General features: G+C 39.5%; 23 protein-coding genes. 16 read left to right on the top strand and 7 right to left on the bottom strand.

Annotated features, from left to right (window positions below):
- Positions 1-17: 17 nt before the first annotated feature.
- Positions 18-2,225, bottom strand: a complete 2,208-nt coding sequence (gene fadJ / locus EU510_RS16065) for a fatty acid oxidation complex subunit alpha FadJ (RefSeq protein ID WP_149594318.1) — start codon at positions 2,223-2,225, stop codon at positions 18-20.
- The gene (gene fadI / locus EU510_RS16060; RefSeq protein ID WP_149594317.1) at positions 2,225-3,535 is read right to left on the bottom strand and encodes an acetyl-CoA C-acyltransferase FadI; all 1,311 of its coding nucleotides are present in this window, start codon (positions 3,533-3,535) and stop codon (positions 2,225-2,227) included. Before fadI ends, fadJ begins: the two co-directional genes overlap by 1 nt.
- Before the next feature lie 306 nt (positions 3,536-3,841).
- Here fadI and EU510_RS16055 point away from each other — a divergent pair, with 306 nt between their 5' ends.
- From EU510_RS16055 to EU510_RS16015, 9 genes are all read left to right on the top strand, one after another.
- Positions 3,842-4,798, top strand: a complete 957-nt coding sequence (locus tag EU510_RS16055) for an AAA family ATPase (protein WP_149594316.1) — start codon at positions 3,842-3,844, stop codon at positions 4,796-4,798.
- Between the two features lie 3 nt (positions 4,799-4,801).
- Entirely contained in the window at positions 4,802-5,746 is a 945-nt protein-coding gene (locus EU510_RS16050; RefSeq protein ID WP_149594315.1) for a DUF58 domain-containing protein, read from the top strand.
- 2 nt (positions 5,747-5,748) lie between these two features.
- Positions 5,749-6,183, top strand: coding sequence for a DUF4381 domain-containing protein (locus tag EU510_RS16045; RefSeq protein WP_149594314.1), 435 nt, complete (start codon positions 5,749-5,751; stop codon positions 6,181-6,183).
- A complete protein-coding gene (locus tag EU510_RS16040) occupies positions 6,176-7,162 on the top strand; it encodes a vWA domain-containing protein (protein ID WP_149594313.1) in 987 nt (328 codons plus the stop codon). Before EU510_RS16045 ends, EU510_RS16040 begins: the two co-directional genes overlap by 8 nt.
- Positions 7,162-9,093: a VWA domain-containing protein gene (locus EU510_RS16035; protein ID WP_149594312.1), complete on the top strand. Its 1,932-nt coding sequence runs from the start codon at positions 7,162-7,164 to the stop codon at positions 9,091-9,093. The genes EU510_RS16040 and EU510_RS16035 overlap by 1 nt, the downstream gene beginning before the upstream one ends.
- Complete coding sequence (locus EU510_RS16030; protein ID WP_149594311.1) at positions 9,087-10,745, top strand: BatD family protein; 1,659 nt, start codon at positions 9,087-9,089, stop codon at positions 10,743-10,745. Before EU510_RS16035 ends, EU510_RS16030 begins: the two co-directional genes overlap by 7 nt.
- A 61-nt stretch (positions 10,746-10,806) precedes the next feature.
- Positions 10,807-11,364, top strand: coding sequence for a sigma-70 family RNA polymerase sigma factor (locus EU510_RS16025; RefSeq protein ID WP_032827217.1), 558 nt, complete (start codon positions 10,807-10,809; stop codon positions 11,362-11,364).
- On the top strand, positions 11,364-12,116 hold the full coding sequence (locus EU510_RS16020) for a DUF3379 family protein (RefSeq protein WP_149594310.1): 753 nt from the start codon (positions 11,364-11,366) through the stop codon (positions 12,114-12,116). Before EU510_RS16025 ends, EU510_RS16020 begins: the two co-directional genes overlap by 1 nt.
- Before the next feature lie 163 nt (positions 12,117-12,279).
- Positions 12,280-13,131, top strand: coding sequence for a Tim44 domain-containing protein (locus tag EU510_RS16015; protein ID WP_149594309.1), 852 nt, complete (start codon positions 12,280-12,282; stop codon positions 13,129-13,131).
- A gap of 47 nt (positions 13,132-13,178) precedes the next feature.
- Here EU510_RS16015 and ggt read toward each other — a convergent pair whose 3' ends face one another.
- On the bottom strand, positions 13,179-14,852 hold the full coding sequence (gene ggt / locus EU510_RS16010; RefSeq protein WP_149594308.1) for a gamma-glutamyltransferase: 1,674 nt from the start codon (positions 14,850-14,852) through the stop codon (positions 13,179-13,181).
- A gap of 98 nt (positions 14,853-14,950) precedes the next feature.
- A complete protein-coding gene (locus tag EU510_RS16005) occupies positions 14,951-15,493 on the bottom strand; it encodes a GNAT family N-acetyltransferase (RefSeq protein WP_149594307.1) in 543 nt (180 codons plus the stop codon).
- Positions 15,494-15,544: 51 nt separating this feature from the next.
- On the opposite strand from EU510_RS16005, the gene EU510_RS16000 reads away from it, so the two are divergent.
- Positions 15,545-15,910, top strand: coding sequence for a hypothetical protein (locus EU510_RS16000; protein WP_024596750.1), 366 nt, complete (start codon positions 15,545-15,547; stop codon positions 15,908-15,910).
- 101 nt (positions 15,911-16,011) lie between these two features.
- On the opposite strand, the gene fabB is transcribed toward EU510_RS16000, so the two are convergent.
- Positions 16,012-17,223 (bottom strand): beta-ketoacyl-ACP synthase I, encoded by a 1,212-nt coding sequence (gene fabB, locus EU510_RS15995; RefSeq protein ID WP_024604462.1) that lies wholly within the window; start codon positions 17,221-17,223, stop codon positions 16,012-16,014.
- 179 nt (positions 17,224-17,402) lie between these two features.
- Between fabB and mnmC the strand changes: the two genes are divergently transcribed.
- Complete coding sequence (mnmC, locus tag EU510_RS15990; protein ID WP_149594306.1) at positions 17,403-19,412, top strand: bifunctional tRNA (5-methylaminomethyl-2-thiouridine)(34)-methyltransferase MnmD/FAD-dependent 5-carboxymethylaminomethyl-2-thiouridine(34) oxidoreductase MnmC; 2,010 nt, start codon at positions 17,403-17,405, stop codon at positions 19,410-19,412.
- Positions 19,413-19,469: 57 nt separating this feature from the next.
- Here the strand turns inward: mnmC and EU510_RS15985 are convergent, their stop codons facing one another.
- Positions 19,470-20,951, bottom strand: a complete 1,482-nt coding sequence (locus tag EU510_RS15985; protein WP_149594305.1) for an OmpA family protein — start codon at positions 20,949-20,951, stop codon at positions 19,470-19,472.
- Between the two features lie 316 nt (positions 20,952-21,267).
- On the opposite strand from EU510_RS15985, the gene EU510_RS15980 reads away from it, so the two are divergent.
- Together EU510_RS15980 and EU510_RS15975 are read left to right on the top strand one after the other, a co-directional pair.
- Positions 21,268-21,591: a hypothetical protein gene (locus EU510_RS15980; protein WP_149594304.1), complete on the top strand. Its 324-nt coding sequence runs from the start codon at positions 21,268-21,270 to the stop codon at positions 21,589-21,591.
- Positions 21,592-21,773: 182 nt separating this feature from the next.
- Complete coding sequence (locus EU510_RS15975) at positions 21,774-22,409, top strand: NAD(P)-binding oxidoreductase (protein ID WP_149594303.1); 636 nt, start codon at positions 21,774-21,776, stop codon at positions 22,407-22,409.
- A 175-nt stretch (positions 22,410-22,584) separates the two neighbouring features.
- Here the strand turns inward: EU510_RS15975 and EU510_RS15970 are convergent, their stop codons facing one another.
- Positions 22,585-23,343 (bottom strand): sulfite exporter TauE/SafE family protein, encoded by a 759-nt coding sequence (locus EU510_RS15970; protein ID WP_149594302.1) that lies wholly within the window; start codon positions 23,341-23,343, stop codon positions 22,585-22,587.
- 183 nt (positions 23,344-23,526) lie between these two features.
- Here EU510_RS15970 and EU510_RS15965 point away from each other — a divergent pair, with 183 nt between their 5' ends.
- The 3 genes from EU510_RS15965 to EU510_RS15955 all read left to right on the top strand — a co-directional run bounded on the left by EU510_RS15965 (position 23,527) and on the right by EU510_RS15955 (position 26,100).
- Entirely contained in the window at positions 23,527-24,531 is a 1,005-nt protein-coding gene (locus EU510_RS15965) for a YHYH protein (protein WP_149594301.1), read from the top strand.
- Positions 24,532-24,566: 35 nt separating this feature from the next.
- Positions 24,567-24,863 (top strand): hypothetical protein, encoded by a 297-nt coding sequence (locus EU510_RS15960; protein ID WP_149594300.1) that lies wholly within the window; start codon positions 24,567-24,569, stop codon positions 24,861-24,863.
- A gap of 157 nt (positions 24,864-25,020) precedes the next feature.
- The gene (locus tag EU510_RS15955; protein WP_188085432.1) at positions 25,021-26,100 is read left to right on the top strand and encodes a hypothetical protein; all 1,080 of its coding nucleotides are present in this window, start codon (positions 25,021-25,023) and stop codon (positions 26,098-26,100) included.
- The last annotated feature ends 35 nt before the right edge of the window (positions 26,101-26,135 follow it).

The raw sequence follows: 26,135 nt of genomic DNA, 5'->3' as shown, positions 1-26,135 counted from the left end.
TATAAACAGTAGAAACTTTATTCTTTTGTTTCAATCTCTTTAGTAACTTCAGGCTCAGTGACACTTTGCTCTTGTGCCTCAGTGCTTTGTACTTCAGGAGCTACAACTTCAACAGCTGCTGTATTATAAAAATTAGCCCCAGAGCTTGCCATTGTTACCAGTGACTCACAAGGTGCAAAGTTAGCATCGCTATTAGCCAATGTAGACATATCAGAGCTTATTTTACTTGCGCCTAATTTATCCATATAGCTAAACGGGCCACCTAAAAATGGTGGGAAACCAATACCAAATATTGCACCAATGTCGCCATCACGTGGGCTGGCAATAATGCCATCATCTAAACAGCGTACTGCTTCGTTAAGCATTTTTGATACACAACGCTTAGCAATTTCGCTTTTGTTTAAACGTGGAGCTGGGGTAACACCCAATAGTTCGTAAACTGACTCATCAACCTTTTTGCCTTTTTTATCGTACTCATAAAAACCACGACCCGACTTACGGCCAAGGCGTTTTGAATCAATCATACGAGTAAATGCATCAGGGCCTTTAAAACGCTCACCTAATTCTTTTTCAAGAATTGGGGCAATTTTAGAGCCAATATCAATACCTACTTCATCAAGTAGAGCCAGTGGACCTACCGGAAAGCCAAACTCAACAAGCGCTGCATCAATCTTTTCAATTGGCTCACCCGCCAGCATTAAATTAGCAGCTTCATTTAAGTAAGGCGCTAAAATACGGTTTACGTAAAAACCTGCCATGTCTTTTACAACAATTGGCGTTTTACCTTGTTTACGTGCAAAGTTAACAACGCGAGCAATGGTCTCTTTAGATGTACCTTCGTGTGGAATAATTTCCACTAATGGCATTTTTTCTACTGGTGAAAAGTAATGCAAGCCAATTACATTTTCAGGACGTGCTGCCTGCGCTGCAATTTGCGAAATTGGTAATGATGACGTGTTACTTGCAAAAATTGTATTTGCTTGGCATTGCTGCTCTACGTCTGCAACCATACCTTGCTTAAGTGCAAGATCTTCAAACACCGCTTCTATTACTAAATCAATGTGTTTAAAGCCACTGTAGTCTGTTGTACCTGTAATACGGTTCATTGTTAACTGCATATCGGCTTTAGACATAATACGGCGCTTAAGACGCTTGTCTAAAATTTTGTAGGTGTAGCTCATTGCATTACTAATGCCCTGCTCTGCTACATCTTTAATACGTACCGGTACTTTAGCTTTAACTGCACTTACGTGTGCAATACCTGCGCCCATTAGCCCACCACCTAAAACAGCCGTTTTGCTGATTGCGGGTGCGTCATCATTGCGCCACTCTTTTTTCATTTCAGTGGTTGCAAAGAAAATACCGCGAAGCGCTTTAGATTCATCACTCATTACAAGTGTTGCAAAGCTTTCAGCTTCTGTTTTATACGCTTTTAGCTCATCAAGCTCTACACTAGCTCGCACTGCTTTAATAATAGCAAGTGGTGCTGGGTAGTGCCCGCCCGTTTTTTTAAGTACGTTTTCTTTGGCTTTTTTAAAGATAAAGTTACGACCAAACGGGTTTGACTCTAATAACTTACTAATATTGTCGAGCTTTGGCTCTTTTGCTTGTGGCTTTTTCTTAGTCGCAAATTCTTTAGCTACTTTTAACAGCACACTGTGCGGTACACAGTCATCAAGCACGCCTGCTTTTTTAGCTTGCTTAGGGCGAATTTGCTTACCTGTTAGCATCCACTCTAGTGCTTTTTGAATACCAACAATTTTAGTTAAGCGCTGCGTACCGCCGCCACCTGGTAGTAAACCAAGTTGCACTTCTGGTAAGCCAATTTTTGTTAAATCGCTGTCGGTACCAACACGGTAGTCACACGCTAACGCAAACTCTAAACCACCACCTAATGCAGCGCCATGAATCGCACTTACTGTTGTGTATGGCAGTTTTGTCATATCAAAAAATGCTTGATGGCATAGTTCGCTAATAGCTAAAGCATCATCACGCTTTTGAACGCTATCGAGCATTTTTACATCGGCGCCAGCGATAAAGTTATCGCTTTTTCCGCTTATAAATACCATGCCTTTTACATTTTGCGACTTAGCGTCTTCTAATAATGCTTTTAAGTCATCGGCAAAACTACTGCGCAGGGTATTCATTTTCTCCCCTGGCACATCAATCGTTACTACGGCAATTTTGTTTTCATCTACCGCTAAATTAAATACTGAATCAGTCATTACGCGCTCTCCAATACAAAGGCTGCACCTAAACCACCAGCAGCACACGCTGTTGTTAATGCCAAACCGCCACCACGGCGTTTAAGCTCGTGTAAGCTTTGCGTAATTAAGCGAGCACCTGTTGCTGCAAATGGGTGACCATATGCTAAAGAGCCGCCGTTAACGTTAAACTTATCCATGTTAATTTCGCCAATTGCTTTGCTGCGACCTAAATGCTCTTGTGCAAATTTGTCTGAGGCAAACATTTTCATATTGGCAAGTGTTTGCGATGCAAACGCTTCGTGCATTTCAATTAAATCTAAATCAGCAAGCGTAATACCCGCTCTATCTAGTGCAATAGGCGTTGAATGAGCTGGGCCCATTAACATGTCTTTTTCTACGCCAATTGCCGAAAATGCAAAGCTACGTACGTAACCTAGTATTTCATAGCCAAGTGCTTTTGCTTTGCTTTCGTTCATCATAAGTACGGCCGCTGCACCATCAGTTAATGGTGTTGCATTTGCAGCGGTAACAGTACCGTGCTGACGGTCAAAAACAGGTTTAAGCTTGGCGTAGCCTTCAACCGTTGAGTTTTTACGAATGTTGTTATCTTCTTCAATAAAGCTTTTATATGGCGGTAAATGTGCCGTCATTACTTCATCTTTTAACTTACCATCTGCCCATGCTTGCGTTGCAAGTGAGTGAGAACGATGCGCTAATGCATCTTGATCTTCACGGCTAATATTATGTGTTTTAGCCATTTGCTCTGCAGTTTGCCCCATTGAAAGGCCTGTTGAGTACTCTGCAACTGCAGGAGGCACTGGTAATAAATCTTTTAAGCGCAGTTTTGAAAATATTTTTAAGCGTTGACCAAGCGTACGCGCTTTATTTAAATCAACTAAGCTGCCTGCTAGCTTTTTACTAACGCCAATTGGCAGTACTGATGACGAATCTGCGCCACCTGCAATACCTACACTTACAGATCCCGCCATAATAGACTCAGCTACATTAGCAATAGCCTGAAAGCTGGTAGCACATGCGCGCGATACAGAATATGCATCGACCGATACCGGCATACCTGTGCCCAGTACAATTTCACGTGCAATATTTGGCGCTTCTGGCATTTGTACTACTTGACCAAATACAAGTTGATCAATTTCTGACTTATTGAAATTTAATCGTTCAAGCATTTCGTTAACCACCAATTTACCCATATCAAGTGCAGGTACATGGTGAAACGCTGTTGCTTGCTTTGCAAAAGGTGTACGTAAGCCGCTAACTATAGCAATACGGTCGCCCTTTGGTGTTTTTAGTATGTTTTGCTCAGACATTTATGCTCTCCCGCTGACAGGTCTGACCTGTTTGTTTTCCTCGATTCTAAACAACCCGTGCCCTAAAGCCAATAGATAAACACAAATTTATATAAACAGTGTTTAATTACGACTATCACAATAGGCTTTTTTAGACGCATTTACAAAGTTTTGTGGTACGCTAAAAATCGTTAAAAAATAACGAACTATTTTAAAAAATACAGTCTAACTCTTGAGTTACCTAATTATAAACCTTATAAATAGGTCAGTATTTATCACCTAACACTATTAGGTACAAACCCAGCTTACGAGGACAGTCCACTTATTATGGCAGCTAACGCATTTTCACAATTAAAAACGTACTTAGATACACAAATCATTGGCCAGCCAGAGCTTACACAAGCGCTACTTATTGCTATTTTAGCTGATGGTCACTTATTAGTAGAAGGCCCTCCTGGGCTTGCAAAAACACGTGCAGTTAATGCACTTGCTAAAGGCATTGAAGGCTCATTTCAGCGCGTACAGTTTACGCCAGATTTATTACCAGCTGATGTAACAGGTACCGATATTTACCGCCAACAAACTAGCGAGTTTGTATTTGAAAAAGGCCCTCTTTTTCACAACCTAATTTTAGCTGACGAAATTAACCGTGCACCAGCCAAAGTACAATCAGCACTATTAGAAGCCATGGCAGAGCGACAAGTTACCGTGGGTAAAAATACTTATCCGCTTAGCGAACTGTTTTTAGTTATGGCAACGCAAAACCCGTTAGAGCAAGAAGGGACTTACCCGTTACCAGAAGCCCAGCTGGATCGCTTTTTACTGCACCTAAGTATTGACTACCCTGGCGCAGAGCATGAGCTTGATATACTGCGTTTAACACGCGGCGAAGCACTTAACGAGCAACAGCCGGTATTGCAAAAAATTAGTCAAAGCGATTTATTCGCAGCGCGAAAAGAAATACTAGGGCTTTATTTAGCAGAGCCACTTGAGCAATATTTAGTACAACTTATTATTGCCACCCGTGAAGGCGCTAAATTAGATGCACAACTAGGTAGCTGGATTGAATTTGGTGCAAGCCCGCGTGCAACAATAGCACTTGATAAATGTGCTCGTGCTCATGCATGGTTACAAGGTCGTGATTTTGTAGCACCTGATGACATTCAGGCAGTTGTACATAACGTACTGCGTCACCGCATTATTTTAAGTTACGAAGCCCAAGCCGATGGCATTACTAAAGATCAAGTAATAAGCCGTATAGTTGAACTTGTAGCCGTACCATAAGTTATGCAAAAACAATTAGATCCCCAAGCATGGCTTAAAGAGAGTCATAGCAACGGTGTTAATTTAGCACTTAAAGAGCTGATGTATTACAAAGCCAAAGCGCAATTGCTTGAGCTTGCCCCTAAGGTAAAAATAAAAAACACCTTAACAGGGCAATACCTTGCACCGCACAAAGGCCGAGGAATGGAATTTGCCGAAGTGCGACATTATCAGCAAGGTGACGATATTCGCTCTATTGATTGGCGAGTTACTGCGCGTACCGGCGAGACTCACACAAAGCTCTTTCAAGAAGAAAAAGAGCGCCCTGTGTTTGTATTTACTGATTTTTCAAACTCAATGCTGTTTGGCTCAAAGTTACTGTTAAAGTCGGTGCAAGCTGCGCATATAAGCGCTCTTGTTGCATGGTCGGCGTGTCAGCGCGGCGATAGAATTGGCGGTATTGTGTTTAATCAGCACTCGCATTTAGAACTAAAACCCAGCGCCCGTGAAAAAGCCGTGCTTAAGCTTTGCCATAATTTATGCGACAACCACCAGCAAGCGCTTAATAATATCGATAAAACAGCCACTAACAACTTTAGCGATAACCTAAAGCGCCTTAACCATTTAGCAAAACCAGGCAGCTTAGTGTATTTAGTGTCTGATTTTAATGCTCTGGATGATGCCAGCTTTAAGCAACTTGAAATATTAAGCCGTCACTGCGAGCTGATTGGTTGCCACATAAGCGATCCGTTTGAGCATCAGTTACCTGCGTTTAAGCAAGCCGTTACCGTTAATGCAAATGGTCAAGACTTTGCCCTACCATTAATGGATAACAGCTTTAGAGAACGCTTTGCCAAGAATGCTGAGCAAGCATTTAGCGCGCGCTTTAATCGCTTAACTAAATCGGGTCTTAATTTAATATCATTCAATGCAGCAACACCGCTTGAGCTGCAATTAGTGAGAAAATAACCATGCAAACCAATCCACTCGATGGCCTGCACGATATAATAGCGCCAAGCCAAGTTAATTGGTGGCCACTCGCCCCTGCTTGGTGGGTTATTATTGCACTGCTGTTTTTAGCACTGTGCGCAGCTATTTATATATTTTATAAAAAACATAAATTTAAAAAGCCTAAACGCTACGCAATACAATTGAGCCAAAGTGAGCAAAACCCTCAGCAACTGCATATTATTTTAAAACGTTTAGTGATTGAATATTACGACAAGCGCCTTGCTGCGCAATCTACCTCTAAATGGTGCAGCACACTTAATACGCTTACCGGTTTGAGCTTTACAGAACAAGAAATACTAAGCTTGTATAACCCCAACCAAAAAGATACGACACTGTGCGAAAAATTTCGCCAAGGTATTAAACAATTTAAAATAAAGGAGTCAGTAAATGTTTGAATTTAGCTGGCCATGGTTATTTTTATTACTGCCCTTGCCTTTATTACTTTTACTATTAAAACCCGCAGCAAGTAATGCCAGTACGCGTTTACGTATACCCAGTTTTGCAAAGCACAATTTAACCAGCCAAAGTATCGAGCCACACGCACGACGTTTAAATGCCCTCGAGTGGATAATTTGGTTATTACTTGTTATTGCCGCTGCTAATCCAACATGGTTAGATGAGCCAATCTCATTACCAAATGAAGGGCGCGATATAATGTTAGCGGTCGATTTATCGGGCTCGATGACCGAACAAGACATGGCTTACAATGGCCAATATGTTGACCGCCTCACCATGGTAAAAGCCGTGCTCAGTGATTTTATAGAACAGCGTCAAGGCGACAGGCTTGGGCTGATATTATTTGGCGACACCGCGTTTTTACAAACCCCGCTCACGCGCGACGTTAAAACTGTAAGTAAAATGCTCAGCGAAGCCCAAATTGGTTTAGTAGGACGCGCAACAGCCATTGGTGATGCATTGGGTCTTTCGGTAAAACGCTTTGCCAATAAAGATGAAAGTAACCGTATTGTGGTGCTATTAACCGACGGACAAAATACCGCTGGTAACCTAAACCCAGAAGATGCCCTACTGCTAGCCCGCGAAGAAGGTATTAAAGTGTACACCATTGGTGTTGGCTCTGATAATCCGCGCGGCTTTAGTCTCTTTAATATGGGTGGCTCTAGTGGTAGTAATTTAGATGAAAGCTTACTTAAAAAGATTGCCGAGCAAACTGGCGGATTATACTTTAGAGCCAAAGATGTAGCTGGCCTTCAACAAATTTACGCAGAGCTTGATAAGCTTGAACCTATTAGCGCTGATGAACAAACTTTTCGCCCACAAAGCTCATTATTTTACTACCCGTTACTTATCGCTATTTTACTTATTAGCTTAAAAGTAATGCTTAGTACACTGCGTACATTAAAGGAGCCAAACTAATGGATTTTGAATTTATTCGCCCCGCTCTTTTATGGTTACTCATACCTGCTGTGGCATTATTTTTTGTCGCCTTAATTAAGCATAAAAAAACGACTAGTGAGCAGTTAATTGCACCGCATTTAGCACAATTTATAATGAGCGAAGCAAACACTAAAGCCAGCCAGCCACTTTGGCTAGTTGCTTTATTTTGCAGCCTTGGCATTTTATTTAGTGCAGGGCCTAGCTTTGAGAAAAAACAAGTGCCCGTATTTCAAAGTAAAAGTGCCCGTGTAATTGTTATGGATATGTCGTACTCAATGTACAGCACCGATATTTTGCCAAATCGTTTAATGCAATCACGCTTTAAAGCGCTTGATATGATTGAGCTATTTAAAGAAGGCGATACCGCGCTTGTCGCTTACGCAGGCACGGCCTATGTAATTTCACCACTAACAAACGATGCCACAACACTCAGTAATTTAATTCCAAGCTTAAGCCCAGAAATAATGCCAGACAAAGGCTCAAACGTTTTAGCGGGTCTTGATATGGCCAAAGAGCTATTAACGCAAGCGGGTTATATTGATGGCGACATTATTTTAGTGACCGACGGTATTGACCAACAAGAACAAAGCGACGTGAGTAGCTTTACCAGTAACACCCAATATAGATTAAATATATATGGTGTAGGTACCGCTCAAGGCGCACCAATTAAGTTACCTGAAGGCGGCTTTTTGAAAGACAGATACGGCCAAATTGTAGTACCTACAATTAATGCCTCTCAGCTTAAAAATTTAGCATCAAGCAGCGGCGGTAAATTTGCTAGTTACCAACCTAGCAATAACGACATAAACACATTTGCCCCAAATGCACAGAGTGAATTACTGAAAGACGAAAAACAAAGCCATGCGCTTTGGCGAATAGATGCAGGTATTTACGGGCTCTTGTTATTACTGCCATTTGGTTTGTATTTATTTAGACGTGCTGCCTTATTAGGCGCGTTTTTAGCTTTTGGCTTTTTACCTCAGCAAAATGCGTATGCCGTAGAGCTCCCTACTCTTTTGCAAAATGCAGATCAACGTGCATTAGAGGCTTACAATAATAAAGAATACGATGCAGCTACACAGGCACAATCGAGTGAGTTAAAAGGCGCGGCGCTTTACCAGCAAGGTAATTTTGATGCTGCACTTAATGAGTTTAGTAATGATAAGTCGGCTACCGGTTTATACAACTACGGTAATGCCCTTGCCAAAGCTGGCAAACTTGAGGACGCAATTGAAGCTTACAAACAAGCCCAAACCTTACAAGATGACTTTACGCAAGCAGCCGATAACCAAGCCTTAGTTGAGCAATTACTAAATCAACAAGAGCAACAAAACCAGCAAGATCAGCAAAGCGACGGCGACGACTCTCAAGACCAAGATGATAGCCAGAAAGAAGATGAGCAAAACCAAGGGCAAGATTCTGATGAGTCAAAACAGGATCAGCAACAAAATGGTGATAAAAGCGATTCTGAAAAAGGCGAAAACGAAAGTCAAAGCTCAAGCGATGAAAAATCTGATAAAGAGTCTGAACAATCAAAAGATCAAAAAGGTGAGCCTGGCGAGCAATCAGATAAGCAAAATGAACCTGATATGCAAGCCCAGCCACAAAGTGAGCAAGGGCAAAATAAAGACGCTGACCAGCCTAAAGAAGACGAGCAGCAACAAAGTAAGCCACAAGCAATAAGTGAGCAACCTGCTACTGATGAGCAAAAACAAAATGCTCAGCAACAAGCGATGCAAGCCCAAGCAAGTGAGCTCACTAATGAAGAAAAAGAAAAAGCACAACAGCTTAATCAACTACTTAGAAAAGTACCGGACGATCCGGCTATTTTATTACGGAATAAAATGCAATTAGAAGCCCAAAAAAGACAATATAAACGTCGCCCTACAGGAGTCGAAAAATCATGGTAATGCGATTATTTTGCTGTTTATTGCTATTAAGTGCGATGCCTTCGTGGGCTGCCACCAAGTTAGAAGCCAGCGTAGATAAAAACCCTGTTTTAGCGGGTGAATTTTTTATGCTTAATATATCGGTAGACGATACAGTTAAAGGCGAGCAACCAGACACCTCATCGCTGTTAAAAGACTTTGTTGTAGGCCCGACGAGCTTAAGCTCTCGTACCAACATTATTAATGGCAGCATTAATAAACAAACTACGTGGTCAGTTAAACTAATGACCCGCACAGAGGGTGATTATACGATACCGGCATTTAGCGTTGCAGGGTTAACCTCACAACCTATTAAATTAAAAGTGGCAAAACGCTCAGTTGATGCAGATAAAAATAACGAAATATTTTTAAAAACGTCGCTCTCGAGTAATTCATTATTTGTGCAAGAAGCCGGTGTTTACACTGTTAAGCTCTACCTTGCCAAAGAACTGCTTGATGGCAGCTTAAGCACACCAAGTATGGAAGATGCTCAGCTAACCCAATTAGGTAAACAAACTGAGAGTTATGAGCTGGTTGATGGCAAACGCTACCTTGTTATTACACGTGAGTATTTAATTCAGCCACAAAAAAGTGGTGCCTACACGATTGCAGGCCCCGCTTTTCAAGGGCGAGTACAGCAAAATTACCGCCAATTGGAGGTATCTGCTCTTGGGGACGATCAGCAAGTAGAAATAAAGCCAATCCCGAGTGACTATAAAGGTGCATGGTTACCAAGCGAATTGGTTAACCTTGATGAAGAATGGCAACCTAACGACAACACAGTAGAAGTAGGTACGCCTATAACACGTACTATTACACTTACCGCGCTTGGAGTTACAAAAGAGCAATTACCTGAAATCTCTATGCCTACTATTGATGGCATACGCAGCTATCCTGATAAAAAAGAAAATAACAATGCAGTACGAGACGGACGCGTTGTATCGCAGCAAACGGCATCATATGCATTACTGCCACAAAAACCAGGTACTTATACTTTGCCTGAAATAAAGCTGCCTTGGTTTAATACCAAAATGAACCGTATCAGCATAGCTACATTACCAAAGCGCACTATTACAGTAACGCCAAGTACTACCGCGCCTAATACAGCCATAGCAAACCCACAACCCAGCACAAATAATTCACCTGCTCTTGAAAATATTTCGAATCAAGCAACAGCCATACAACCTATTGAAACTAAAAGCGATACCCCTCTTTGGTTAATAGTTGTTGCCGCTTTAGGGTATATTTTATGGATTGGTACTGTAATTTTTTACTTAATAACCCGTTCTACTAAAAATACGACTGAAAAATTACAGCTAAACACCCGTGGTATTTCTCAGCCAAGCTTAAATGAGCTTAAAGCATCAGCCAAAACACATGATGTGAAAGCCTTTTACACCGCATTAAATAACTTTTCTGTAAAGGTGACCCATAAAAATGTTGGCGCGATTGATGAGCTTTGCATCCGCGTAAACAGCAGCGAACTTAATGGTCTCATTAGCCAATTGCAGGCACAACTTTATAGTAATAGAGGCGCAAACACGGATCTTAATGCTATTATTAAAATTCTTGAGAACTATCAAACTCAGGCATCAAAGTCGCAACAAGCTGTATTAAAAGACCTTTATGATTAATAACTACGATAATCAGGTCTTTTTTTGCAATAAATAATAATTTTTAATTAAAAAAGTGCTTATGCTTGGAAAGAAAAAATCAAACAATCAGGTCTTAATCGATATGGCAGAGAAACAAAAGCGTTATGAAGCCTTGGTCCACGTTTACAATAAAGAGCTTTATCGCTTTGCTTATTGGTTATGCCGTGATCCGCACATAGCAGATGATTTAGTACAGGAAACGTTTTTACGCGCATGGCGTTCACTCGACTCTTTACTTGATCAAAAGGCAGCTAAACCCTGGCTGCTTACTATATTACGAAGAGAAAACGCACGCCGATTTGAACGTAAACAGTTCGATTACAGCGACGTAGAAAACGATACGCTTGTTGATGAAACCAGCCATTCATTAGACGATGAAATGGAACAAACGGTAATTCAACGCCAGATTGCACTGCTATCTGATGAATACCGAGAACCATTATTACTGCAAGTTGTAATGGGCTGCTCTGGTGAAGAGATTGCAGGCATACTTAATTTAAATAAAAACACGGTAATGACTCGTTTATACCGTGCCCGAAATCAACTTAAAGAGGCTTTAAGCCGTGATGATGAACAACTTAAAGGGGCATCAAAATAATGGATGAACTTGAGTTTCGTCGCCGCACTATTGCGCAGCCAAACGACATTGACAAGGAGCTTATGGAGTTTGCTGACAATAACCCAGAGCGACAAAGTTTTATTAACGATATGAAAGATTTTGATAAATTCATTCAAGATTCTTTAGATATACCTGTGCCTGAAAATCTTGCAGACCGCATTCTTTTAAACACATCATTAAAAGAAAAAGCACTCCAAGAAGAGCAAGCAACAGGCAAAAACGTGGTTGATGCTCGATCACGTTTTAAGTTTGATCGTATACATCTTGCGTTAGCAGCGTCTTTTGTAGTGGCGATTAGTGCCTTCTTTTTTAGTACAGAGCAAAATATTGCACACGAAGCAGGTGAGCATGCGCTTGCCCATGTGTACTACGAAATTAATGCGCTTGATAAAAAAGAGCCCATTAGCCTACAAAGCGTTAACGACAAGCTTGCAGTATTAGGTGGTCATCTTGATGAACTTCCTGGTGCTGTAACTTATGCCATGTTTTGTGATTTTAAAGGCGAAAAAGGTCTGCATTTAATATTTGAGTCTGACTTTGGTCCAATGACGGTATTTATAGTGCCTTCTGAAAATAAATCATTTGGTTTTGGGGATGACAACTTCCGCGATGAGCGCTTTGAAGGTCACATTAATCGTGGCTCACAAGCTGATACTATTTTAGTGGCAAGTCTTGGAGCACCTCTAGATACATACAATGAACGCGTTACTGGCGCAATTCGTTGGCTTTAAAATAGACAAATTACCGCTTAGTTTCTACTGAGCGGTTTTTTGATTATATACTCACCAATAAAACGTTTCTTCTATACCCAAAACCTCTGATTTTTAAAGTAATTAATTAAATTCCTAAAGAAAGTAAATTATAATCGCGGCTCGATTTTAATTAGGGAATTTCATGAAGAACATCATCGTTATTTTTTCACTATTGGCATTGTTATGTACTGCCAGTTTTGATGCACACGCACGTAAAAAGTTTGGCAGCAGCAAACGCGGAAAAACGCCTACAACACAACAAACCACACAAAATAAACAATCTGATGTACCTGCATCAACAGCACCCAAAGCCACATCAAATAAAAAAGGCATTATGGCAGGCGTTTTTGGGGGACTTTTAGCGGGTGGCTTAATTGCAGCAATGCTAGGCGACGATTTTGAAGGTTTTCAGCTATTAGAAATGATTTTATTAGCTGGCGGACTCTTTATTTTATTTAAGCTAGTAACAGGTTTTTTACGTGCTAATCGTGCCCCACAACTTGCCAGTGCAAGTACAAGTGCTCAGCAAAATGCTTTTAAACAAGCACTTATCGAGCAACCAACAAGTACAGGCTTTGCAAGCAGCGCCCCACAAGGTGAAAGTGTGCCTTTTAATTTACCACCTAACTTTGACGTTAATGGCTTTTTGCAAGGTGCCCGTAGTCATTACCATACCCTACAAACTGCATGGAACAATGCCGATTACTCCACAATGGCTGAATACTTAAGCCCTGCACTTGTTGCCGAGTTTAAAGCTGAACGTGAAGCTATACAAAGCGTAGAAACAGAAGTGATGCTTATTGATGCCGAACTTGTGCGCGCAGATACAAACGCGCAATCGTGGCAGGTTAGTGTTCGCTTTAAAGGTAAGTACCGTGATTTAGGCGATAAAAAAGAAGAGCCTATTTTAGAAATTTGGCACTTAGAGCGTCTAATTTCAGACGATGCTCCATGGCTAATAGTGGGTGTTGAAGATTTAATTGATACGCAATAAGCGTTAACGTTTAAAACACCGCGCCTTTTAGCGCGGTGTTTTTTTATTTAAAAAACAATTGATTTACCGCGCCCAGATGCTTCAGAAGCGGCATCTAATTGGCCTTCTTTATTAATAATAACGTGTAAGTCACCAAAGTGATTCTCATCTATGGTGTAACCCATTTTTGTAAGCTCTGCTTTTACGCTATCGGTTAAACCTATGTGTGTTCTAATTATATTTTTAGGCCACAATTGATGATGAAAACGAGGGCTATTTACAACCTGCTCAGCAGTCATATCAAACTCTACCGCATTTAAAATAGATTCATACACAGAGCTAATAATAGTTGTGCCACCAGGCGAGCCTGTCACCATTTTAACGGTGTTATCTTTGAGGAGTATTGTAGGCGTCATAGAGCTAAGCATACGCTTGTGCGGCTGTATTTCGTTAGCTTTACCGCCTATTGCACCAAACACATTCATAACGCCTGGCTTGGCACTAAAGTCATCCATTTCATCATTTAAAATAAACCCTGCACCTTCAACAACTACACCGCTACCAAACCCTAAGTTTATTGTGGTGGTATTTGCGACAGCGTTACCCATTTTATCAACGATTGAAAAGTGCGTAGTTTGCTCACTTTCTTTAAGTCCTGGTTTAATATTTTCGGTAGTCGAGATAGCGGTTAATGAAATGCTATTACTGCGCTCTTTAAGGTAGTTAATATTAGTTAACGCGTTGACTGGTACATCAAAAAAATCAGGATCGCCTAAATACTCCGCCCTATCTGCAAATACACGTTTACCTATTTCAGAAAGTAAGTGTACATATTGAGTAGAGTTATGTGCTAAGCCCGCATCTGGTTTTTGTAACTCATACATTTTAAGCCACTGTAAAATAGCAATACCACCTGAACTCGGCGGTGGCGAAGTAAGTACTTCATAACCATTCCAACTCGCTTTAATAGGTGTACGCGATTTGGCGGTGTAACCTTTTAAATCATCTTGATTAATTATACCGCCATGTTGGTGCATAAATTTAGCAATAATATTTGCAGTTTCGCCTTTATAAAACCCATCTTGTCCGTTATCACGAATACGTTTTAATGTTGCCGCTAACTCGGGTTGCTTAAATACTTTATTAGCTTTTACATCAGCAAAGTATTTTTCGAAGTTTACATTTATTTTTTGCTCTTTTAGGTGAGCTATATAATTGCTCACACCTTTTGCTAACTTGGGCGGAACTACAAACCCTTGTTCAGCCAATGTTACCGCTGGTTGTACTAGTGCTTCCCACTCTAAAGTGCCATGTTTTTGATGGGCAAGCCACATGCCCGCTACACTGCCTGGTACACCGCTTGCGTGAATGCCATATATTGATTTGTTTGCAATAACATTACCTTGCTCATCTAAATACATATCACGATGAGCCGCTGTTGGCGCTGTTTCGCGATAGTCTATAAAATCGCCCTTGCCATCTTTTTGAATAAGCATAAATCCCCCGCCGCCAATATTGCCGGCTTCAGGAAGCGTTACTGCAAGTACAAATTGTGCCGTTATAGCCGCATCAACAGCATTACCGCCTTGCTCTAATATACTTTTAGCAGCATCGGCACTGAACGAGTCAGGCATTGCGACCGCGCTTTGCGATAAAGGCTGCGCTAAAACACTAAAAGTAGCGAACTGTAAAACCAGCACACTTTTGACGATTAATTTACTTGGTGAAAAAAACAATCCCATACAACATCCTTAATTTATTATTTTTTAGTTTCGTATTCTTATTAATGCACGTCACTTAAGAACAGGTCAATCTTTATACTGTTGATATTTAATCATCTTTAAACACTTTTTGAATAAAGCACCGCAGGTAAGTCGCCTTGCTCATCTGTATGTGTATAGTTTTTTATAAATTGCAGACCTAGCTTTTTCATTATTTTTATAGAGGCCGTATTATCTTTTAGTGCCATTGCACTTATCGCCTTAACGCCATCTTGCTTTATAAGCTCATCACATAATGCTAAAGCCGCCTCGGTTGCATAACCATGCCCCCAACTCGCTTGCTTAAAGCGCCAGCCTATTTCAATATCACTGTAGTTTGGTGCATCACTAAAAAAGCCCATAGGCCTTATTAATACCCAACCAATAAATGTATTGCTTTGCTTTATAGTGATGCTCCACAGCCCCCAGCCTTTTAGCTCATTTCGATATGCGAGCATACGAGGCACTCCCTCATTTTTTATTTGCTCTAAAGAGGTAGGTACACCTCGCGTTAAATACTGCATTACAGCTGGGTCTTGGTCGAGTTCAAAGAGTTGAGGCCAATCATGCTCATTCATTAATTTAAAATTTAATCGTTTTGTTACGGGGACGTTCATTTTCATTGTTGTATAGTCTGCCTCGAATTAATTATCAGTCTCTAAAGGAGATAGCACATGAATAAATTAGCAGGTTTAGCTTTATTAGGCACTTTAATTACATTAACTGGTTGTGAAGATGCCAACGAAGTAAAAGAAGATGCAAAAGATAAAAGCGCACAAATGCAAGAAAAGCTTGGTGATGCATGGAACGACGTTAAAGAGACAACTAACGATCTTAAAAATGACGAGTCTTTAAACGAGCTATTAGAGCAAAGTAAAGCAATGGGCTTAGACATGTACGACGACGGCAAAGAGATTGCGGTTGACGCATGGATTAAAAGCAAAGAAGCTGCTGGCGAGTTAACTGAAAAAACTAAGCAAAAAGCGCAAGAAATTGCTGACGAAATTGAGCAAGCGCGTCAAGAACATAACGAAGGTTAATTAAACTTTCGATAATAAAAAAGGAAAGCCTAGGCTTTCCTTTTTTGTTTTGGGCTATTTAGTCAAGATATGCGTTTGCATATAGGACTTATAAGCTCAAATTAACCTTTGTACTTACTCATAACTAAAGTCGCATTTGTGCCACCAAAGCCAAAGCTATTAGACATTACAGTATTTAACTCAACGTCACGACGCTCAGTAATAATATCTAAACCTGCTGCTTGCTCATCTAACTCATCAATATTAATTGAAGGTGCTACAAAGCTGTGCTCTAGCATTAATAATGAGAAAATAGCTTCGTGAACACCTGCAGCACCTAATGCATGACCTGTCATTGCTTTAGTTGCACTGATCATTGGTGATTTACCACCAAACACTTCTTGTATCGCACCTAACTCTTTAACATCGCCTACAGGCGTTGATGTGCCGTGCGTATTTAGGTAATCAATACTATCTACATCTTGCATAGCTTGGCGCATACAACGTGCTGCACCTTCGCCCGATGGAGCAACCATGTCGTAGCCATCTGATGTTGCACCGTAGCCAACAATTTCAGCGTAAATGTGCGCGCCACGTGCAAGTGCATGTTCAAGTTCTTCAACGACAACAATACCGCCACCGCCAGAAATAACAAAACCATCGCGATTAGCATCGTATGTACGAGATGCTTTTTCAGGTGTTTCATTGTATTTAGTAGAAAGTGCGCCCATAGCGTCAAATTCCATTGCCAATGTCCAGTGTAGCTCTTCACCGCCACCAGCAAAAATTACATCTTGCTTACCAAGTTGGATTTGCTCTACAGCGTGGCCAATACAGTGCGCAGATGTTGCACAAGCAGAGCTAATTGAATAGTTAACACCTTTAATTTTAAATGGTGTTGCTAAACATGCTGATGTAGTACTTGCCATAGTACGTGGCACCATATAAGGCCCTACGCGTTTTACGCCTTTTTCACGTAAAATGTCAGCAGCTTCTACTTGCCATTTAGACGAACCACCACCTGAGCCAACTAATAAACCAGTACGTTCGTTAGACACTTGATCATCAGATAAGCCTGCATCTTCAATTGCTTGCTGCATTGAAATATAAGAGTAAGCAGCAGCATCTCCCATAAAGCGCATTGCTTTACGGTCAACGTGTGCTTTAACGTCAATATCAATTTTACCCGATACGTTACTACGTAACTTATAATCGGCAAATTCTTGATTAAAAGCGATGCCGCTTTTACCCGTTTTTAACGATTCTAATACTTCTTCTTTGTTGTTACCTATACTTGATACAACACCGATACCTGTAATTACAGCTCTTCTCATGGGTAATTCCCTTAGCTTAATACTTAATTGCATTCTATTTTACGCGAATTTAATCACCTAAGTGGTCAGCTTTCTAGCGTACACTTGTACTCTGAACTGCTAGCTTATAAATAACGCCAGACTATTTCAAAGAAAACCCGTAAAATAATTAAAAAATATATCTATAAAATTAAAAAATCATGATCAAAAATGCACATATACACTTTAATAACTTAGGTACACCTTTCGCTAATGACTTCGGTGATATTTATTTTTCTAATGACGATGGCTTAGCTGAATCGCATTATGTGTATTATGAGCAAAATAATATAGATTCACGATTACAAAATCATGACCAGCCGCATTTTGTTATTGCCGAAACCGGCTTTGGTACAGGTTTAAACTTTTTAAATACATGGCAACGCTTTACTGACCACGTTGCACGTCAACAAGTTCAAAATCAATTAGATAATGGTGTTAAACGCTTACACTTTATTTCATTTGAAAAATATCCACTGCACATAGACGATTTAAACAAAGCACTACTGGCATGGCCTTCATTAAGCGACTTTAGTAACAAATTATCTAAACAATACCCGATTAATTTAGAAGGATGCCACAGACTCGAGTTTGACAATGGACTTGTTGTTCTCGATTTATACTTTGGTGATGCACTTGAATCAATACAAGCAATGAGCTATCCGCAAACAGGAATTGTTGACGCTTGGTATTTAGATGGTTTTGCACCAAGTAAAAACCCCGAAATGTGGCAGCAAAGTTTATTTAATTCTATGGTCAATATATCAAGGACAGGCGCCACCTTATCAACATTTACTTCAGCAGGTTTTGTTCGCCGTGGATTAATTGATGCAGGCTTTAATACTAAAAAAGCCAAAGGCTTTGGCCAAAAAAGAGATATGCTTGTTGGCCAACTAGAGTGCATAGATGATGCTCAATCAGCTCCTGCATATTTTCATCAAGATAGCAGCGCTTTAAAAAATGTAGCGGTCATTGGCGGCGGTATAGCCAGTAGCTGCATTTTATATAGTTTGGCTAAACGAGGCATAGCAAGCCAATTATTCTGCCAAGATGAAAAACCAGCTATGGGGGCATCGCACAATGTGCAAGGTGCTATTTACCCTCACCTACAAGCAAAAAACTCGCCGCACAGCGAATTGTTTGCACATAGCTTTTTATACGCCAAACGCGTGTATAACAACTTACTTAGCAGTGGTTTTAATTTTGATTACGATTGGTGCGGCGTATTACAACACGCAGTAAAAAAGCCTCTAGCTGATAAGCACGAAAACTTAGCACAAAAACAACTGTGGCCAACCCAACTAATGCGTAACGTAACCGCAGAGCAAGGCGACGAAATAGTCGGTGTAAAAACAGGTTATTCGGGCATGTTTTTTGAACAAGGCGGCTGGGTTAACCCTCCGCAACTAGTAAACGCCATGTTAAGCGCTGCAAATAGCATAAACCCATTTAAAAGCTCATTTAGTTGTAATATTGAACAGCTAGAAAAAACCGATAACGGCTGGTTTTTATCAACAAATGATGAACGGCTAGGTCCTTTTAGTGATGTAATTATTTGTGCAGGCGAGCACAGTGATGCATTTGAGCAAACAAAATCGCTACCAATAGTAGGCGTACGCGGGCAAGTTTCACATATTGAGGCAAGTGAGCAATCACGCAAACTTAAAACAGTGTTGTGCCATAAAGGGTATTTTACCCCAGCCTATTTAGATCATCACTGTATGGGTGCCACGTTTGAAAAAAATACCAAAAGCCGCCAAGTTACAGCGCTCGACAACCAATTAAACCAAGAGCAACTACTCAGCTTTTATAAGCAAAGTGAATTTGCCTCTACCCTTGGCAATATTACCTCGGCAAAAGCAGCTGTTCGATGCACATTTATAGATCACCTACCAATGGCTGGGCAATGGTGTGAGCAAAGTGATTATACAATGGCCTTTGCTAATCTACGTTTAGGTAAACGCTATCAGTACGAGCAACTTATTAAGCCACAACAAGGCCTACATATTTTTACCGGCTTTGGCGCCCGCGCTTTATGTAGCGCACCGCTAAGTGCAGAACATCTCGTAAGCTGTTTAAATAACGAGCCTCGCCCATTAAGCGAGCGTGTAAGCCAAGCTATTCACCCTGCTCGGTTTATAGTACGAGATTTAATTCGTAATAAGATTTAAATGAAGTATGCACATTAAAATAATAGATCTAATGTGCATATAAATTAAAAGCATAAATTATTTTGAACTAGACAACCTTTCAACTAATTCAACACGGCGATTTAGTTCACGACCTAAATCATTTTTATTAGTTGCAACGGGTGAATAAGGACCCGCTCCTTGAGCTAATAACCTTTCTTTAGCTACCCCATAATCAGCAATTAATGCGTTAATAACCGCATCAGCACGGCGCTTTGAAAGGTTTACATTATAATTAGGCGAGCCTTTATCATCAGTATGTCCAACAACATATAAACTCAACTTTTTATTTTTTTCCATTACTTGAGCAATAACATCTAACGCCTCTTTAGATTCAGCTTTAATAGTGGCTTTATCATAATCAAATAAAATACCGTAAATAGACGCCTTTCCTTTTTGCTCTAACTGCTCAAGAACTTTATCACTATTCGTTTCTATTAAGCCTGTCACTAAGGGCTCTGTACGAGCAACAACAAGCTGAATACGAGAATCGCCATTATAGTTACCTATAAAAAAGGCAACGTAGGTAGTTTGCTCATTTAGAGTGTTTTTCATAACTTGATATCTAGGTTGGTGAAAGTAGTTATAAACAGGTTTGATTGCCAGCTTATCGCCTAATGCTTGAATCTCTTTTCTTTTTGTACCGCATTTATCTTTTTGACAAGAAAATACGGTTTCAAAACCTTCTTTGGTTAAAGCACTCACATAGTTATGATAAATTTTTAGCGTCGATACTTTATTTGCAATATAAGTAATTCGCGTTAAATCACCTGTAACATCAAGTATAGGAAAAGCATTCGCTTTTTTATCAAATTTTCCAGTTGGAATGCTAAACTCTTCATAGTCAACATTTTGATAATCCTCAATATAGCTACCGGGATAACGACTTAATAAAGGATGATCTGCAGAACCTTTAAGATCTTCATGTGTAGATTTTTTTATTTTATCACTAACTTTTTTCTTGAATGCTTCAAAATCAGCTTTTATTAGCCCAGTTTCAATTTCTTTAATATTAACTGTCGTCAAAAGCGCTTGTGTCGTATTTTTATATTGTCCAACAAATAACGAAATGGCAGCCTCAGGAACCTCTCCTTTTGTTGCGTAAATATAATGTGGTTGGCTGTAATAACTAGACACGTTGAAATAGCTCGACTCTTCGGCTAGCAATTTATCCTCTCGCTTTTTATAACAATCGTTTAAAGAACATGTGTACAAAACTTTAAACCCAGCCTCACTTAAAGCGTTTTTGTAGTTTTCCATTACCTTTAAAGAAGCAACATTTTTTACTTGATAAGAAAAATGACTTACATCACCAATAAATGTCTTATATTCAAATTGCTGAGATTTTTTTAGCGCAGGGTTAAAAGCAGATACAAGCTGTGTTTCTTCGCCCGCTAAAGTGACTTTATTCTCTAATTTCGCACCGGGGTAAGCCGTTAATAATGGCTTTGCTTGCAGGTTAAACGCGCAGCACAGGTAGGTAGTACAAATTAAAAGTACTTTGATAATATTATTTTTCATGGAAACTCCTTTTAAAGTATTAGTTTACATTAGCACTATGCCTAATGAGTAAACTTAATTCAATGTTCCTTATTTGTATAACTTTATTAGCTTTCTAGGTATTCAGGAGAATAGAGGAATAAAAGGTTTTTAATTAGTCACTTAGCCGAAAGCATCAAATAACGACCACGCCTATTAAGCGAGTACGCAAGCTAAGTATTCTCATTGGATACCTCCCTTTACGCAATGAAATACAAAATAGGAATTTAAATGACATAAATTTTTATTTTAGTAAGATAGGCATTAATAAAAGGAAATTATTACACAAAGAGCTCTCATGAAAATTTTAGCATTTTTAATAATACTGCTATGTACTCTATCATTTAACGTACTCAGCCAAAATATCACCGAAGTCCCGCTTCCTGAAGAGTTTGTTATAACAATGGATGTTACAGATGAGTACCCAATGATTCGCACTGGTTACTTAACTGATTCAATTGACAGTATTATTCACTTTTATAAAGAAAAATTAGGAGAGCCTTTAAAAAATACAGGTAATAGTACTTATCACACTCTTTTTTACAGCTACAAAGAACGTAATGTACGAATTAGCTTATATCACCACAATGATGTAACTGAAGTTGATATAATAATTGACTAAAATGTTCTAAAGAACGCGATAAAAACAGCTAATTTTAATGCTCAGTTAAGCATCGTATTTTAATTAACGTATTTTTTTAAATTGGCTCATTTAAACTCACTTTTACCCTTTAAAAATTATCCCCTACCCCAAGGTCTATTCGTAAGCACATTACTTTTACTATTTATTGGAAGGAGTTAATTATGAGTAAGACCCTAATTATTGGCGCAAGCGGACAAATAGGCAAAATGGCAACTGAGCTACTTTTAGAAAATGAGCAAAATGTTGTGGCATTAGTGCGCGACAAGAATAAGCTAAGCGATTTAAACAGCTCTTTTTTAACTATTGTTGAGCAAGATCTTGAAGGCGATTTTGGTGATGCAATGAAAGGCTGTGATCAAGTGATTTTTGCTGCTGGCTCTGGCGGAAGTACAGGCGATGATAAAACTGTACTTATTGATTTATGGGCTGCAACTAAAGCAGCTACCTTTGCAAAAGAGCATGGCGTTAAACACTTTATTATGGTCAGTTCAATTGGTGCAGACGACCCAGATTCGATTCAAGGTGATTTAAAACCTTACTTAGTTGCTAAGCACATGGCTGACGAGCACTTAATCAATAGTGGTTTAAATTACACCATTGTTCGCCCTGGTACACTGACTGATGATAGCGCTTCAATGCAAGTAACGACGCAGCGACCAAGTGATCGTTCTGAGGCTAAAATTAGCCGTGAAAACGTAGCTAATGCACTATTACATATTGCGACTAGCTCATTTATTAGTAACCGCATTTTTGAGTTATTTGATGGCGACAAACCAATTAAAGCCGCTGTTAAATAAGCTTTAATACCAATTTAATTAAACGTATAAACAATTATTGCAGATTAGTATAGCTCATCGATAAGCAAAAAAATTACAGTGTAGTCCCTCTGCATTGGTGGTTTTTAGGCAATGAATTATTTAATTCGCTTAAGTAATTTATGTTTAATAAAGTTAAATTTACTCCACTAGTAAATTAGTGGAGTAATATTTTAATACCTTGCCAACCGAGTTGTAGCGTTAATAGCGTTAAAACGACTCTAAAAATACGCTTAAATTTATCCCCAGACATACTTTTAAGTAATTTAATTCCAAACCAAGTACCTACAGCACCACTTAGCACCATAGCAATTACAAGCGGCATCCATTGCCAAAAGCTAAAACCAACAGCACCATAAACTACGGCTTTTAATAAATGCTGCACACTCATAATGCTCGAAAACGTTGCCGTAAACTTTAATTTTTCGTAATTATTTATATATAAAAAACTACCAACTAATGGCCCGCTTGCCCCCACAAACATAGAAATAAAAGTCGTTATGCCACCGGCAACCATGCGCCATAGCTTAGAGGTTAATTTTATAGGTGGCGTTTTACCCCACAGTAAATAAATAACAAAAATAGCGACCACTAACTTCATAGCATCAAGCGATATATCATCAATAACAAAACTTGATAACCCCGTCCCTACTAAGCCGCCTAACGCAAAATATACAAACATGCTTTTATCAATATGCTTAAAGCTGAGTAATAACCTATTTGCATTAGAGCCAAGCTGTACTAAACCATGCACAGGCACAACAACTGCCATAGGCATAAACGACGCCATAACAACAAGCAGCATTAATCCGCCACCGGCTCCAAAAGCAGCAGAAACAAAAGATGAGAAACCAGCCGTAACAACCATCATTAAAAACAAAAATAAAGACACGCTATCGGGAAATAAAAAGTCCATGAAATTCCACTGTTAACTTGGATACTGTAAAAGCGCACTATTTTAACTAATAAAAGGACATGCGCACATCTATATAGCTGCATTTTTGCTATTTACAGTAATGCACTATATTGCACTTTTCTTGCACCTTGTTTGCACATTTAACAAATATTATACATTCAACTTCATTACCGGATATTTTTGATGAGAAGATTTAACGCACCAATTTTAACACCGCTTGTAGTGTGCATACTTACACTGGGTTTAGCTGCCTGTAATGGTAGCGATACTGAAAGTAGCGTTGTAACTGAAGCAACCACTGATGAGAGCACAACAGCAGATACTTCAACCGATTTTGTTGTAGAAGTAGACCCTTTTAATTTTGAAAGCGATGCACTTATCTCATCCATCACCACTCAAACATGTACGCTAAGCAACGGCGATGAAACCTCATGCTACAAAATTGATATTGCAGGTGTGCCTTCAAATTACGAGATTGGTGTGTTTTGCCCTCAAAATATCACATCAACAGCTGACGAAGCCGGTATCTGGTTTGATGGCACCGGTGAAGTTTACGATATAACTGGCGACTTTATTTTAAACCTACCAACATTATATAACGATAGTCATTGGCAGCTATACGACGAAGGTACAGGCCTTGTAAATGTAACCGACACGCAAGAGTCGTGCGATGGCGCTGCCCGTCCAAACGTAGAAGAACAATACCAAAACCACTGCGTAGAATGCTCTATCGATTATGTTGATGGCGGTATATCAGAATCATTTTTAATTCCAATAATCCCCGTTGCAGGCACGCAAAATAGCAGTATTGGTAACGCTAATGTAGGTGTTGCTCTCAATGGTGTTGTACTTGCTGCACCCGCCCCTGTTGAGGCTATTTTAGGCGCATACACTATTGCAGCCTTTGATGATTGCGCTGGGCATATTAACTTAGTAGCAGGTTATCACTACCACGGTGAAGCAGGTTGTAGCCAAACACAAATTCAATCAGATGGTCACGCCGCCATGATGGGTTACGCACTTGATGGCTTTGGTATATTTGGCATGCTCAACGAAGATGGAATAGAACCAACTGATTTAGACGAGTGTAGAGGCCACACCGACGATACACGCGGTTATCACTACCATGCAGCCGATGTATCTGAAAACATGTTTATTGGGTGTTTTAAAGGTGCTACCGCAAGATAACTCGCATTATGGCCAAATAATTAAGTGGGAAAAAAATGAAAATATCTAACGTAATAAACGCTCTAATAGCTAGTTTTTTACTTGCTACCTCATACTCAGCGCTAAGCCATGCGGGCCACGGTTCAAACGCGCCTTGGAAAGCATGTGAAGAAAAAGTCATTAATGAAGATTGCAGCTACACAAGCCATGATAAAAAAGCGACTGGCACATGCCAAGCAATGAACAAAGTACTTATGTGTGTTCGAAATAAACCACTTGAAACAATAATAGACAAAGCAACTCAACCCCTAAGTGAGCAAAAGCAATCTGTAAAATCACTCGCTAAACTATAAAGTAAAATAATAGTTACACACCAAAGCCTTAACGCTGTTTATTAAGGCTTTTAAATAAAAAACCATTAGAAAGTACTACCTTTATCTGTTAGATTAGTTTTTGTGTACATAAAATAAAAAAATTCCAAATATGGAATAACACGCACAAGGAACTAATGTGGGCGCTACATTTAAAATTATTTTTAATGGTCAGTTACATCAAGACGCAGATATAACCTCTGCCCAAGAACAACTCAGCCAACTTCTGAATATCCCTCATAATATTGTAATTCAATTATTTGATGGAAAAGCTTATGCTTTAAAAAAAGACCTATCGAGTATTGATGCTGTTAAAACAGAATCATCACTTAAAAAATTTGGCCTAATAACTAAAGTAGAGCCCCAACTTGCTAAACCTCAAAACAATCAAGTAGTACTCACTGAGCACAGTGAAGATACTAATAAACACATTAGTAAGAGCACTCATGAAAAAAGCACCTCAACACAAAGTGAGTTACTAAATACAGATGCAGCCCCAAGTAAAAATTCAACTATAGAGCAAAGTAATAATAAATATAAACTACTGCACAACACTTTAAAAAGTGCATTGTATTTTTGCTATTGCGCCCTTTTTATTATTACCTTACTAGGCGCAATAATTAGTTTTAATGCACTTAAAAACAACTTCGCCACTCCAAATAGCACAACTACGAACAACTTAAGCTACCAAAGCTATAAGCAATATTTAATTGCTCAAAACAACCTAAATCAGCCAGGAAAAAAAGTAACAAACGAGCGAACAGCTAACCCTACACAGCAAAAAAGCAATGAGTACTTTAGTCGATTTTCATCGCTAATAAATAGCTACGCGCAAAGTACCGGACAAGCTGATATTAAAACGATGGGTGGCGATAAGTTACAACAGCACCTGCAAGAAATAGACGATCTAGGCCCTAAAAATGAATTTTGGCAGCAACTAATACAACTTTCAAAAAGTTTAAATAATGATACGCATACAATGGCGGCACTCAATAATACTAATCCTGCCAAAGTACAATGGATAAACGCAGTAGATTGGATAAGCCAAAGCTATATTAGGCAACATCAAAACTCGCAAACTACACCCCCCCCCCCTGTCAGTACCGATGAGCAAAGTAACCCAATACTTAATCTAACGTTATTAATAAGTATGCTGTCGCTATTTAGTATTTTTATAATTGCGATAAAAATGAAGCTACGTGCAATTAGAAGTTCTTAAACTCTATTTTTACTTTACAAATTCCATAAAAAAAC

This window comes from Pseudoalteromonas sp. FUC4, assembly GCF_008370255.1.
Taxonomy (GTDB): Bacteria; Pseudomonadota; Gammaproteobacteria; order Enterobacterales; family Alteromonadaceae; genus Pseudoalteromonas.
The sequence above is the reverse complement of the archived record's forward strand: the minus strand, read 5'-3'. Positions and strand labels throughout refer to the sequence as shown.